The following is a 12,244-nucleotide window of genomic DNA, read 5'->3' as shown; positions in this document are numbered from 1 at the left end:
ACGGGATGTACGCAATTAAATGTAGGAGCTGCCGCAGGCTGCGATCTTTTGATATTGAAACATCAACGACCCGGTGGATTCTCACCCAACGGCACCACCGCCATGGTCAACCGCGACACACAACTGGCCTTGCCCTCATCGCTGGTCAAACGGATATCCCAGACATGCGTCGTGCGCCCAATATGAATCGGTTTGGCCACCGCCGTGACCCGTCCGCTGCGCAAGCCGCGCAAATGGTTGGCGTTGATTTCCAGGCCCACGCAGTAAAACTTGCTGGCGTCGATGCACAAATAACTGGCCATCGAGCCGACCGTTTCGGCCAGCACCACCGAGGCGCCTCCGTGCAGCAAGCCGTAAGGCTGGTGAGTGCGATGGTCGATGACCATGCTCGCGGTCAGGGACGCTTCGTCGAAGGCTTCGAAGCGAATATCCAGTACTTCGCCGATGGTGTTTTTCTGGATTGCGTTCAACTGCTCGACGTTGGGAGTGGTACGCCACAGACTCATCGTTGCTTTCCTTGGTTGGTTTTATTCGTGACTCAATCCTGCCACAGCACCGCTTCGCTGCGCTCACTCCATTCCTCGAACCGAGCGCCATAAGCCGCTTCGATCACGTTTCGCTTGATCTTCAGGGTCGGCGTCAGGAAGCCGTTTTCCACCGCCCAACTGTCCTTGACCACCACCAATCGACGCAAGCGTTCGTGTTTGTCGAGGACGCCATTGACCTCCTCCAAGAGTTTTTCCAGGCTTGAATGCAGGCCCGCCCGCGCCGTTCCGCTGGCGTCCTGCTGACCGACCGCCGAGAGCACGCACAGCCCCAACGGTGCACTCAGGCCATCGCCGACCACGCACACCTGCTCGATGCGCGAATGCTCCGCCAGACGATTTTCGATCGGCGCCGGGGCGACGTATTTGCCTTTGCTGGTCTTGAAGATTTCCTTCAGTCGCCCGGTCAGGCGCAGGTTGCCTTCGGCGTCTTCCTCGCCCTTGTCGCCGGTGCGCAGGAAGCCGTCGCCGGTGATGGTTTCTGCGGTTTTCTCAGGCTCCTTGAAATACCCGAGCATGGTCGCGCCGCTGCGCACCATGACCTCGCCCGACTCAGCGATCCGCACCTCGACCTCCGGGCAGGGCTTGCCGATCCAGCCGGGTTTGTTCTGGCCCGGCAGGCCAACGTGCGAATAGCCGCAGCTTTCGGTCATGCCATAGACCTCCAGCACATCCAACCCCAGTTTGCGGTACCACAGCAGCAAGGTCTGCGGCACTGGCGCGGCGCCGGACAAGGCGATGCGCAAGGCATCCAGCCCGAGCTCGGCCAGGACTTTGTGGCCGACCCGCTTGCCGATAATCGGCAGACCGAGCAGGAAGTCGAGGCGCTTTGCCGGGATCTTGCTGTACACGCCCATCTGGAATTTGGTCCAGATCCTCGGCACACCGAACAGCGCGGTCGGACGTGCACGGCGCAAATCGGCCAGGAAGGTGTCGAGGCTCTCGGCAAAAAACACCGTTTGCCCGGTGTAGATCGACGCCAGCTCAACGAACATCCGCTCGGCGACATGGCACAGCGGCAGGTAGGACAGCAGCCTATCCGACTCATTCAAGCCAAACAACTGCGTACCGCGAGTGGTGGCAAACCCCAGATTGGCGAAACTGTGCATCACGCCTTTGGGTATGCCGGTGGTGCCGGAGGTGTAAATGATGGTCGCCAACTGGTCGGCGGACGGCTTGGGATCGTCCTGGATCGGTGAGCTCTTTTGCAGGTCGGCCCAGCTGAAATCGAAAGTACCAGGCGGATGTAACGGCAGGCTGATCGTCGGCAGATCAGGGCTGACTCCGCGAGACATGCCGGGCCAGTCATCGAGCTTGCCGATGAACACCAGCGCCGCGTCGGAATGTTCAAGGACCTGGGCCACGGTCTCGGCGGTGAGGTTCGGGTAGAGCGGCACCGACACGTGGCCGGCCATCCAGATCGCCAGGTCAGCGATGATCCAGTGCGCGCAGTTTTTCGAGATCAGAGCGATGTGGCTGCCTTGGGGCAATTCGCGCGCGCGCAACCAATGCGCGGCGCAACGCGCCTGATGACCGACGTCGGCCCAAGTCAGGGTCTCGACCTCTCCGCCGCCCGTGGGCTGGACCAAAAAGCGCTGCCGGGGATGGCGCGCTTCACGCTCGTAGAAGACGTCCAGCGGCAAACGAAAAGCAGCAGGCATGCGACTCGCTCCTTTGTTTTTGGTCTGGAGCAAGCGTAGTCAACCAAGCAGTTGCTCGGTTGACTATTTCACACAAAAATATCAGGTGCGAAGCAGAACCCGTGGGAGCGGGCTTGCTCGCGAAAGCGGTGTGTCAGGCAACATTGATATCGACTGACACACCCTCTTCGCGAGCAAGCCCGCTCCCACACTTGATCGGTGTCGCTCTCAAGTTTCGGGCAAACCATTCCCCCTGTAAAAACAGGATTATGGGTGCTTGATGCCTTTGAGCTTCATCGCGCCGGCCAGCGGCAAATCACCTTCAAGTTCTGCAAGGCCGGCGGTGCGGACTGCTTCCGGGTCCTGTACATGTCCGTGCTGAAGGTAACCCAGCAGGTTGCCCACCAGCGGGTTATGACTGACCAGCAGCGCGTGATCCACAGACACCAACTGCTCCGCCACCGCTTGCGGACGGTTGTCGGGGGTTAGCCAGTCGACGGTGCGAATCTCCGGCGCGAAATTCAGCGCTGTACGCACAATTTCTGCGGTCTCCTGCGCGCGCAGGTAAGGACTGGCATAGATCGCGGTCAGCGGCTTGCCGGCCAACTCGGCGGCAGTGCGCAGCACTTCTTCACGACCATGGGCAGTCAGTGCCCGTTCCGAATCAGGACGCTTGCCGTGTGGCTCGGCTTCACCATGACGCAGTATCCAGAGTTTCATAGCTTTGGCTCCTCATCTCGGGCCGGGTGTGGTGCCGGCGCCACAGCGTGCGGTGCTTCACCTTCCGGTGTACGCGGCGTCGGCCAGTCGGCGAACGGCCACGGTTTCTGGTCGCTGTGGAAGCTGCCGAAACGACCGATCTGCGCCAGGAACTGGCTCAGGCTGTCGCCGAAGTTCATCAGGCTGGCGCTCGGGGCGCCATATATCAAACGATAGATCAGTTGCACCAGAACCACGGCACCAAGGATGAACTGCGCCACTTGCCAGACCAGCACGTAGACGATCATCCACAACACTCGCAGCAGGATGGATTCGTACTTGTCCTCTGTTTTCGGATCGTTCATGTCTCGCTCTCCCTGATGCTCAGTTGAAACCGCTGGTGGAAATAAAGTCGACGTCGGTTTTCGGCTCGGCACGCATTAATAGACCGATCACCTGCTCCAGCGTGCGCCCTTCGAACAGGATGGCATGCAGCCCGGCGACCAGCGGCATGTACACGCCCACCTCCTGAGCCTTGGCCTTGAGCACCTTGAGGGTGTTCACGCCTTCGGCGACTTCGCCCAGGCGGGTGACCGCATCTTCCAGACTCAAGCCCTGGCCGAGGGCGAATCCGACCTGGTAGTTACGGCTTTTCGGCGACGAGCAGGTGACGATCAAATCGCCGACGCCCGCCAAACCGAGGAAGGTCATCGGGTTGGCGCCCTGATTCACCGCAAAGCGGGTCATTTCCGCCAGCGCCCGGGTGATCAGCATGCTCTTGGTGTTTTCGCCCATGCCCAACGCCACCGCCATGCCGGCGATGATCGCGTAAACGTTTTTCAGCGCCCCGCCCAACTCCACGCCGAAGCGGTCGGCGCTGGCGTACACGCGAAAGGTCCGGCCGTGCAACGCCTCCTGGACCCGCTGGCAGAGTTCTTCGTCTTCGCTGGCGACCACCGTGGCGGTCAGCGCGTGCTCGGCGATTTCACGGGCCAGGTTCGGCCCGGACAGCACGCCGATACGCGCTTGCGGGGCGATCTCTTCGAGGATTTCGCTCATCAGTTTGAAGGTGTGGGCTTCGATGCCTTTGGTCAGGCTCACCAGCAACTTGCCGCTCAAACGTTCGGCGTGCGGCATCAATACCGAGCGCAGCGCGCTGGACGGCAGTGCGACGAAGCACAGATCGCAGGCCTGCAGAGTGGCCAGCAGGTCGGTGACCGCTTCCACGGCCGGCAGAATCTTGATGCCTTTGAGGTAACGCGGGTTCTCGCGATTGACCCGAATGGCCTCGGCCTGCTCGGGGTCACGCATCCACAGCCGGACCTGATGCCCGTTCTCGGCCAGCAGGTTAGCCACGGCGGTACCAAAACTTCCGCCTCCCAGGACCGCAATTGGGCGCTGTTCAGTCATATGCAATCCGTTAATCCATACCAGTGGCGATGTCGGCATTATACGGAGCGGCCCAGTGGCGGCCAGCCCCGGCATCAATTACCGACACTTGTAGGAAGAAGACCAAGAAAACCGAGGAAAATGCCCACAACGTGACTGGAAAAGTCATTGCGCTCGGTTAACATGCGCGCCAATTGTTCGCTATCAAGGATGTGTTGTGTCGTTTGGCTCTCCATCACCTCGCTCGCCGCTGGTACTGGCGCTGATCTTCAGCTCGCCATTGCTTGCCGACGACTTGTTCCTCGACAGCGAGCCGCTGCCGCAAGTATTGACTGCGACGCGACTCAAGCAGTCGCCGGCAGCGGTACCGGGAAGCATGACGGTGATCGACAACGAACTGATCAATGCCAGTGGCGCCCGGGACATCAGTGAGTTGCTGCGACTGGTGCCGGGAATGATGGTCGGCAACATCAACGGTAACCAGGCGGCGGTGAACTATCACGGCACCAATGCGACCGAAGCGCGACGCCTGCAAGTGTTGATCGACGGCCGTTCGGTGTATCGCGCAGGCCTGGCCACGGTGGACTGGAGTGACATTCCGGTGGCCCTGGAAGACATCGAACGCATCGAAGTTTTCCGCGGCCCGAACACCGTCAGCTATGGCGCCAATGCGCTGATGGCGGTGGTCAACATCATCACGCGCAACCCGGCCGACAGCCACGGCACGCGAATGAAAGTCACCCGAGGGCAGCGCGGCATCGACGACTTTTACGCCAGCCAGGGCGTGGGCTGGGACGGCGGCGACCTGCGCCTGTCACTGTCCGGTCAGCAAGACGACGGCTTCGACTCGGACCGTAACGGTGCCGATTACCGCGACAGCCGCCGCTTGAACCGCTTCAACCTCGCTGTCAGCCAGACGCTCACTGAAAACCAGAGTATCGACTGGCAATTGAATGCCAAGGACGGGACCAACCAGCGTCCGTATACCTACCGCCCGGTCTTTTCGGGGATTACCGCTGCCGGGAACAATTCCGACGTCATCGCCAAGGACTACGCCGGCTCACTGCGCTGGAATCTCGACATCAATCCCGATCACAGCCTTTACATCCAGGGCTCGGCGCAACACTGGGATCGTCAGCAGACCTGGCGTGCCTGCGATGCCGAGGTTTCGTTCAGCCCGCAGTTGACCGAACTCTGGCAACTCAACCCGAATTACACCGAACGCCTGGCGCGCAACATGGAGCGCTACACCGGCCCCGGCGCGCCCGCAGGTGACCCGGCCCAGCGCGCACTGGCCAATCAAGTGCTCGACCAATGGCGAAACGGCGCCCGGCAAACCCTCTGTGGCGATATTGACCAGAGCACCCGGGAATCACGCTACGACCTTGAATTGCAGGACACCCTCAGCTTGTCCGATAGTCTGCGGCTGGTCAGCGGCATGAATTATCGTTACGACCGGGCAGATTCCGAGACCTACTTCAATGGCACCCTCGACGACACCACCTGGCGGGCGTTCGGCCAGCTCGAGTGGCGCGCCACCGAGCATTGGTTGCTGCAGGGCGGAGCGATGTTCGAAGACACGCAATTGATCGGCAGTTCGCTCACACCACGGGTGGCGGTCAACTACCTGATCAACCCGCGCCATGGCCTGCGGGCGGTGTATTCGGAAGCCATCCGCTCGCCGGACATGTTCGAGAACAACGTCAACTGGAGCTATCAGGTAAAGAACCTGCGGCCCAGCGCCTATGGCCAGTCCAGCGCCCGTTATTTCGTCAAGACCCGTGGCCCCGGTAACCTCGAACAGGAACACATGCGCTCCCGGGAGCTGGGCTACAACGGCTACTTTGCCGAAATGGGACTGGCGGTCGATGTGAAGCTGTTCTACGACGAAATCACCGGGATGATCAGCGAACCGCTGCGCAACAATCAGTACATCGCCAGCAACTCAAACAGCGCGCGCTTCTCCGGGGCAGAAACCCAGCTCGACTGGCGAATCAGCAGCGCCGATCGCCTGCGCCTGACGTATGCCTACGTCGATGCCGAGGCGAGCAACCCACTGGATGCACAACAAACTGCCCGAAACAGCGGTTCCGCCGGTTGGCTGCACAACTGGGGCCATGGCTGGAACAGCGCGCTCTTCTACTATGGTGACGATGCCCTGAACAGCTACCGCTTCGAACGGGTCGACACGCGCATCGCCAAACGCATCGGCCTGGGCAAGGCCAGCGTGGAACTGGCCGGCGTGCTACAGCAACGCCTCGACAGCCAGCCCACAACCTTCGTCGACAACAACTACGACGAGCGCCGGGTGCTTTACTTCAGCGCAGAGCTGGCGTTCTAAGATGCTCTATAGCCCGTCACGCAAGACGCCAATCCTTGGCCGCCTGCTGGCCGGGTTGTGCCTGGTGGTTGCCGGGCTGTTGAGCAGCCTGGATGCCAGCGCCGCGGACATTTTGCTGACCGGCGCCGAGGACAGCCCGGGCATGCAATCCTTCACCCAGGCCCTGAGCGCGTTGCGGCCTGCCGATAACGTGCACTTCCAGCCACTGGCCAGTCTGCCGGCGCCAGGCAAACTGCCCGCCGGCACCCGCTTGATTCTGCTCGACCTGCCGAGCCTCGACTGGCGCCTGCAAGACGCCCAAGGCCCGGCGACGCTGGTGCTGCGCATCAGCCGCCTGCAAGCTCGTCAGCGTCTGGGCGCCACCCTGCCCCCGCGCCTCAGCCTGCTCTGGAGCGATCCGCCCCTGGACCGACAATTGCGCCTGACCCGACTGCTGCTGCCTCAGGCCAAACGGGTCGGCGTGCTCTTCGACAGCCACAGCGAATTCCTTTTGAAAGAATTGCATCAGGCCGCCCACTCCCTGGGCCTTGAGGTGGTCACCGAGCGCTGGGTTAACACGAACGACAGCCGGCCGCTGCAGACCTTGCTGAAGAACAGTGACGTGTTGCTGGGCCTCGACGACCCCGATCTGTACAACCCGAAAACCGCGAAAAATCTGTTGCTCAGCAGCTATGCACGGCAATTGGCGCTGATCGGACCTAACGCCGGGTTCGTCAGGGCCGGGAGCCTGGCCAGCACCTACAGCGATCAGAGCGATTGGCTGGCGATGCTCGACGAACTGCTCGACCGGCCACCGGCCACGTGGCCACGCACGCACTACCCGCAACGCTTCAAAGTCTTAAGCAACCCGCAAGTGGCTCGTTCATTAGGTATTGAACAGATGAACGAAGCGTCTGTCGCAACACAGTTGGCCGAAGGAGAAAACCGCCCATGACCTTCCGTCGCCGTTGGGACATCAACACCCGCACACAAATCATCAGCCTCGGCCCTGCCCTGTTGCTGACGTTGCTGTTGATCAGCTTCTTCACCTTCGTGCGAATCCAGGACCTGCGTCAGGAGCTCAATCACACCGGGCAACTGATCGCCAACCAACTGGCGCCAGCCACCGAATACGGGGTGATTTCGGGCAACAATGAGGTGCTCGACAGTTTGCTCAAGGCCACCCTGGCCACGCCCAACGTGCGCTTTCTGGAAGTCCAGGACAGTGCCAACCGGATTCTGGTGTACGTCGAGCAACCGTCGGAAACCCACACCCGCTCGCACCAGGTCGAAGTGTTCCAGGCCCCGGTGCGGCTGCAACGAATCCAGCTGCACAATGATTTCCTGCAAGGCAGCCGCGTCGCCAACACGGCGCCCACCGAGGATTATCTGGGTCGGGTGATCGTCGGCCTGTCCAATGACGCCTTCAGCCAGCGTCAGCAGGAAATCCTGCTCAAGGCCGGGATCCTGGCGCTGTTCGCCCTGCTGTTTACTTTTCTGGTCGCCCGGCGACTGGCCGGCAGCCTGTCGCAACCGATCCGCGACATCGGCAACGCGGTCAAGGCGATTCAGGACGGCGACTACAAAACGCCGCTGCCGATCGTCGACGACACTGAACTGGGCGCGCTGTCGCAACACATCAACAACCTCGCCAACGGGCTCGAACAAGCCAGTCGCGAACAGCATCAAGCGATGGCGCAGTTGATTCAGACCCGCGAGGAAGCGGAAAAGGCCAACAACGCCAAATCCGATTTCCTTGCAATGATGAGCCACGAACTGCGCACGCCGATGAATGGCGTGCTGGGCATGCTGCAACTGCTGGAAACCACCGAGATGACCGAGGAGCAGGTCGAATACGCGGCGCTCGCCTCGGAGTCCACCGAACACCTGCTCAAAGTCATCAACGACATTCTCGATTTCTCGCGCATCGAGCGTTCGGAACTGGAGCTGGAGCACATTCCGTTCAACCTCGCGGACCTGATCGGCAGTTGCGCCCAGTCGTTCTCGCACAGCGCCGTGCAACGCGGGCTCGACCTGGCGCTGTCGATTCCGGACAACATGCGCGCGTTGCAGGTGCAGGGCGACCCGACGCGGATCCGGCAGATCCTGGTCAACCTGATCGGCAATGCGCTGAAATTCACCGAACAGGGCCGCGTCAGCATCGAACCGCAATGGCAGTCGCTGGATCACGAACTGCTGTGGTTCACCTGCACCGTGCGCGACAGCGGGATTGGTATCTCGGCTGAAAGCCTGGAATTGATGTTCAACGCCTTCCAGCAGGCCGACAGTTCTATTTCGAGGCGATACGGTGGCACCGGGCTGGGCCTGCCGATTGCTCGCACACTGGCTGAACGCATGGGCGGCACGTTGCGCGCCCAGAGCGAGGAAGGTCGCGGCTCGGTGTTCACCCTGGAAATCCCGCTGGCGCTCTATAAACAGACGCTGCCCGTGCTGGCGCCGCGCATACCGACCGGCAACGGTGATGGCGAAGGGCGCAACGTGTTGCTGGTGGAAGACAATCCGGTTAATCAGACGGTCATCGAAGCAATGTTGCGCAGTCTGGGCTTTACTGTCAGCGTCGTCACCGATGGCGCGCAGGCAGTGCGCAGTGCGGAGAGTCTGATTTTTGAAGCCATTTTGATGGACTGCCGGCTACCGATCATCGACGGCTACGAGGCCACCCGACAGATTCGCCAATTACCCGGCTGCACAGACTTGCCGATCATCGCGCTGACCGCCAACGCCTTGCAGGGCGACCGCGAAGCCTGTTTATCGGCGGGAATGAACGATTACCTGGCCAAGCCCTTCAAACGCACAGATTTGCAGCAAATTCTGCAGCGCTGGGTGCAGTAGTGCAGGCCTTTCGGCTTCTGCGACTGGCGTGAAAGGCGAAAGTGCGGCAGTCTTAGGCACCCGAACAGGCCCGAAAAGGGGCTTGAATAATAATTTCAGTGCACAAGTGTACATTCATGTCCTTGGTGCTGTGACTTTCACCACAACGCAATAGTCTATGAGTAGGCTGCTGACTCGAGGCATGAACGCTTCGATCGGCCGGGAAGATTTGCCCCACCTGCCGCATGGGACTATTGAGGAGCTCGCATGACCAAACAAAACGCCTTTACTCGGGAAGACCTGCTGCGCTGCAGTCGCGGTGAGCTGTTCGGCCAAGGTAACGCGCAACTGCCCGCCCCCAACATGCTGATGGTGGATCGCATCACCCATATCAGCGAAGAGGGCGGCAAGTACGGCAAAGGTGAATTGGTCGCCGAGCTGGATATCACTCCGGACCTGTGGTTTTTCGCATGCCACTTCGAAGGTGATCCGGTGATGCCAGGCTGCCTGGGCCTCGACGCCATGTGGCAACTGGTCGGCTTCTTCCTCGGCTGGCAAGGTCTGCCGGGCCGCGGTCGCGCCCTGGGTTCGGGCGAAGTGAAATTCTTCGGTCAGGTTCTGCCGACCGCCAAGAAAGTAACCTATAACATTCAGATCAAGCGCGTACTGAAGGGCAAGCTGAACCTGGCCATCGCCGATGGTTCGGTCAGCGTCGACGGCCGCGAGATCTACACCGCCGAAGGCCTTCGGGTCGGCGTTTTCACCTCCACTGACAACTTCTAAGGGTTATCCGCATGCGCCGCGTCGTTATCACTGGTCTGGGCATCGTTTCGTGCCTGGGCAATGACAAAGAGACCGTCTCCGCTAACCTGCGTGCAAGCCGCCCTGGCATCCGGTTCAACCCGGAATATGCCGAAATGGGTCTGCGTAGCCAGGTTTCCGGCTCCATTGACCTTCCCCTCGAAGAGCTGATCGATCGCAAGATCTATCGCTTCGTCGGCCACGCGGCGGCTTACGCCTACCTGGCCATGAAAGACGCCATCGCCGACTCCGGTCTGACCGATGAGCAAGTCTCCAATCCGCGTACCGGCCTGATCGCCGGCTCCGGTGGAGCCTCCACGTTGAACCAGATGGAAGCGCTGGACATCCTGCGCGAGAAAGGCGTCAAGCGCGTCGGCCCATACCGCGTCACGCGGACCATGAGCAGCACCGTTTCCGCTTGCCTGGCCACGCCGTTCAAGATCAAGGGCCTGAACTACTCCATCGCTTCTGCCTGTGCCACAAGTGCTCACTGCATCGGTACCGCCATGGAACAGATCCAGATGGGCAAGCAGGACATCGTGTTCGCCGGCGGCGGTGAAGAAGAACATTGGAGCCAATCGTTCCTGTTCGACGCCATGGGCGCACTGTCCAGCCAGTACAACGAAACCCCGGAAAAGGCTTCCCGTGCCTACGACGCCAAGCGTGACGGTTTCGTCATCGCCGGCGGTGGCGGCATGGTCGTGGTCGAAGAGCTGGAACACGCTCTGGCCCGCGGCGCGAAGATCTACGCGGAAATCGTTGGCTACGGCGCGACCTCCGATGGCTACGACATGGTCGCCCCAAGCGGCGAAGGCGCCATCCGCTGCATGCAGATGGCCATGTCCACCGTTGACGCTCCGATCGACTACCTGAACACCCACGGCACCTCGACTCCGGTCGGCGACGTCATGGAAATGAAAGGTGTGCGTGAAGTGTTCGGCGACAAAGCCCCGGCCATCAGCTCCACCAAGAGCCTGTCGGGTCACTCCCTGGGCGCCGCCGGCGTTCACGAAGCGATCTACTGCATGCTGATGATGGAAGGCAACTTCATGGCGGGTTCCGCCAACATCGACGAACTGGATCCGGAAGTGGCTGACATGCCGATCCTGACCAAGACTCGTGAAGACGCCACCATCAACACCGTGATGAGCAATAGCTTCGGCTTCGGTGGCACCAACGCTACGCTGGTACTGAAGCGCTGGCAGGGTAAGTAGTACCCCGCCACTACGCTGCACATAAAAACGCCCCGACTGGTTCGGGGCGTTTTTTTGTGCCTGAAAAAAGACTTCACCACCACCTCTGTAGGAGCTGCCGCAGGCTGCGATTTTTTGATCTTCGCTTCTTGAAAATCAAAATCAAAAGATCGCAGCCTGCGGCAGCTCCTACAGTTTTGTTGCATACGAACATGAAGCTTTTGTCATGAAACTCAACGCCCTGCGACCGAATGTCGCGTATTTAGCGGGCTGCAAGACTTTTACCAAATTCGCGAAAGTCCGTTACCAAACTCAGCCGTTTACTTAGCAGGCTAACCAAACATATAACGGAGTCCTGCACACGCCTTGCTGCAGATAACAGAGATTGGAGCTAGCAGATGACTGTAAAAGTAACTGAACGCGACGATTCACATAAGTCCCACGAAGGCGTAGCCGCCGGTATCCGGATCTGGGACGTGCACCAACAAGGCATGTTGGTGGGGATGTTCCACTCCGAGACCGACGCCCACAGCTACAAGGCCGAACTGGAAAAACTGGAGCAGCAACGAGAGCTCCAATCCGCATAAGCAATGACGGCATTGAAAACGACAAACCCCGCCATGAGCGTAATGCTGTTCACTTAAGGTTGGGGTACATATCCGTTTCTGCGGTAACGGCGGCTAGCGGTTTCGCTTTTACAGCGAGTCACTTGTGCGCCCAGCATGGGCGCCATCCTAGAGGTGAAAGTCCTCTCTTGAGCTGGCCACAGCGAATGAAGCGAAGCGCAACTGCATGAGGGCGACCGAGTGTGGGAAGGAAGCGTGG

At 60.3% G+C, this 12,244-nt stretch carries 11 protein-coding genes; 6 read left to right on the top strand and 5 right to left on the bottom strand.

Annotated elements, in window-relative coordinates; translation table 11 throughout:
• Window positions 1-62: 62 nt before the first annotated feature.
• The 5 genes from E3W21_RS08285 to E3W21_RS08260 form a co-directional block, all read right to left on the bottom strand.
• Entirely contained in the window at window positions 63-506 is a 444-nt protein-coding gene (locus E3W21_RS08285; protein WP_134419057.1) for a hotdog fold thioesterase, read from the bottom strand.
• A 32-nt stretch (window positions 507-538) separates the two neighbouring features.
• A complete protein-coding gene (locus tag E3W21_RS08280; RefSeq protein WP_134419055.1) occupies window positions 539-2,206 on the bottom strand; it encodes an AMP-binding protein in 1,668 nt (555 codons plus the stop codon).
• 246 nt (window positions 2,207-2,452) lie between these two features.
• Window positions 2,453-2,905, bottom strand: coding sequence for a phosphohistidine phosphatase SixA (gene sixA / locus E3W21_RS08270; protein WP_129437530.1), 453 nt, complete (start codon window positions 2,903-2,905; stop codon window positions 2,453-2,455).
• Window positions 2,902-3,249 (bottom strand): DUF4389 domain-containing protein, encoded by a 348-nt coding sequence (locus E3W21_RS08265; RefSeq protein ID WP_123364751.1) that lies wholly within the window; start codon window positions 3,247-3,249, stop codon window positions 2,902-2,904. Before E3W21_RS08265 ends, sixA begins: the two co-directional genes overlap by 4 nt.
• Before the next feature lie 19 nt (window positions 3,250-3,268).
• Entirely contained in the window at window positions 3,269-4,294 is a 1,026-nt protein-coding gene (locus tag E3W21_RS08260; protein ID WP_134419054.1) for an NAD(P)H-dependent glycerol-3-phosphate dehydrogenase, read from the bottom strand.
• Between the two features lie 196 nt (window positions 4,295-4,490).
• Between E3W21_RS08260 and E3W21_RS08255 the strand changes: the two genes are divergently transcribed.
• From E3W21_RS08255 to E3W21_RS08230, 6 genes are all read left to right on the top strand, one after another.
• Window positions 4,491-6,614: a TonB-dependent siderophore receptor gene (locus E3W21_RS08255; RefSeq protein ID WP_134419052.1), complete on the top strand. Its 2,124-nt coding sequence runs from the start codon at window positions 4,491-4,493 to the stop codon at window positions 6,612-6,614.
• 1 nt (window position 6,615) lies between these two features.
• On the top strand, window positions 6,616-7,548 hold the full coding sequence (locus E3W21_RS08250) for an ABC transporter substrate-binding protein (protein ID WP_134419050.1): 933 nt from the start codon (window positions 6,616-6,618) through the stop codon (window positions 7,546-7,548).
• Window positions 7,545-9,446 (top strand): ATP-binding protein, encoded by a 1,902-nt coding sequence (locus E3W21_RS08245; RefSeq protein WP_134419048.1) that lies wholly within the window; start codon window positions 7,545-7,547, stop codon window positions 9,444-9,446. Before E3W21_RS08250 ends, E3W21_RS08245 begins: the two co-directional genes overlap by 4 nt.
• Before the next feature lie 246 nt (window positions 9,447-9,692).
• Window positions 9,693-10,208 (top strand): 3-hydroxyacyl-[acyl-carrier-protein] dehydratase FabA, encoded by a 516-nt coding sequence (fabA, locus tag E3W21_RS08240; protein WP_046046480.1) that lies wholly within the window; start codon window positions 9,693-9,695, stop codon window positions 10,206-10,208.
• Window positions 10,209-10,219: 11 nt separating this feature from the next.
• A complete protein-coding gene (fabB, locus tag E3W21_RS08235) occupies window positions 10,220-11,440 on the top strand; it encodes a beta-ketoacyl-ACP synthase I (RefSeq protein WP_134419046.1) in 1,221 nt (406 codons plus the stop codon).
• A gap of 377 nt (window positions 11,441-11,817) precedes the next feature.
• A complete protein-coding gene (locus E3W21_RS08230) occupies window positions 11,818-12,006 on the top strand; it encodes a hypothetical protein (protein ID WP_059406918.1) in 189 nt (62 codons plus the stop codon).
• Window positions 12,007-12,244 lie beyond the last annotated feature (238 nt).

It is taken from the genome of Pseudomonas sp. F01002 (assembly GCF_004402115.1).
Classification (GTDB): Bacteria; Pseudomonadota; Gammaproteobacteria; order Pseudomonadales; family Pseudomonadaceae; genus Aquipseudomonas; species Aquipseudomonas frigoris.
The sequence above is the reverse complement of the archived record's forward strand: the minus strand, read 5'-3'. Positions and strand labels throughout refer to the sequence as shown.

Coding starts and splice junctions, on each gene's coding strand:
- fabA (WP_046046480.1), top strand. CDS start 9,693: ATGACCAAACAAAACGCCTTTACTCGGGAAGACCTGCTGCGCTGCAGT.
- E3W21_RS08265 (WP_123364751.1), bottom strand. CDS start 3,249: ATGAACGATCCGAAAACAGAGGACAAGTACGAATCCATCCTGCTGCGA.
- E3W21_RS08280 (WP_134419055.1), bottom strand. CDS start 2,206: ATGCCTGCTGCTTTTCGTTTGCCGCTGGACGTCTTCTACGAGCGTGAA.
- E3W21_RS08250 (WP_134419050.1), top strand. CDS start 6,616: ATGCTCTATAGCCCGTCACGCAAGACGCCAATCCTTGGCCGCCTGCTG.
- E3W21_RS08285 (WP_134419057.1), bottom strand. CDS start 506: ATGAGTCTGTGGCGTACCACTCCCAACGTCGAGCAGTTGAACGCAATC.
- fabB (WP_134419046.1), top strand. CDS start 10,220: ATGCGCCGCGTCGTTATCACTGGTCTGGGCATCGTTTCGTGCCTGGGC.
- E3W21_RS08230 (WP_059406918.1), top strand. CDS start 11,818: ATGACTGTAAAAGTAACTGAACGCGACGATTCACATAAGTCCCACGAA.
- E3W21_RS08245 (WP_134419048.1), top strand. CDS start 7,545: ATGACCTTCCGTCGCCGTTGGGACATCAACACCCGCACACAAATCATC.
- E3W21_RS08260 (WP_134419054.1), bottom strand. CDS start 4,294: ATGACTGAACAGCGCCCAATTGCGGTCCTGGGAGGCGGAAGTTTTGGT.
- sixA (WP_129437530.1), bottom strand. CDS start 2,905: ATGAAACTCTGGATACTGCGTCATGGTGAAGCCGAGCCACACGGCAAG.